The organism is Acinetobacter sp. 24-47-39 (assembly GCF_056783825.1).
Map to the genome: position 1 here is coordinate 1 of NZ_JBWYIP010000028.1, position 727 is coordinate 727.

General features: G+C 47.0%; 1 protein-coding gene. It reads right to left on the reverse strand.

The genetic code is table 11. The features are described 5' to 3' along the window. A partial coding sequence (locus AC1M9C_RS14880; RefSeq protein WP_481953970.1) for a GA-like domain-containing protein occupies positions 1–727 on the reverse strand: 727 nt, incomplete at both ends.

Sequence of the window (727 nt, forward strand, 5' to 3'; positions counted from 1 at the left end):
CTTCTGGAAGTGCATCAACTTTCGCTTGTGCATCTTCTTTAGCAGCAAGTGCATCATCACGTGCTTGAGTCAGCTCAGCAAGTTCTGTTGGGGTGATTAAACCATCTGATTCTGCATCTGCTAGTGCTTGCTCTGCCTCAGCATATGCTGCTTCAGCCGCCTCTACTGCTTCTGTCGCTTCTTCAAGTGCTGCAACTGCATCATCCACACCATCTTCGTTTTCATCATTTACTGCTGGTAAGGTGATGTCGACTAGATCATTTAAACGACCTTGTAGCGCATCTTTTTCTGCTTGTACTGCCTCAGGTAACGCTGTCACTTTTGTTTGTGCTTCTGTTTTCGCAGCAAGTGCATCATCACGTGCTTGAGTCAGTGCAGTAAGTTCTGTTGGGGTGATGAGGCCATTGGCATTTGCATCGATCAGCGCTTGTTCCGCCGCAGCGTATGCTGCTTCTGCTGCCTCTACTGCTGCTTCAGCCGCTGCTAGAGCTTCTCCAATATCATCAACAACACCATCTTCATCTTCGTCATTTACTGTTGGTAAAGTGATATCAACCAGATCATTTAAACGACCTTGTAGCGCATCTTTTTCTGCTTGTACTGCCTCAGGTAACGCTGTCACTTTTGTTTGTGCTTCTGTTTTCGCAGCAAGTGCATCATCACGTGCTTGAGTCAGTGCAGTAAGTTCTGTTGGGGTGATGAGGCCATTGGCATTTGCATCGATCAG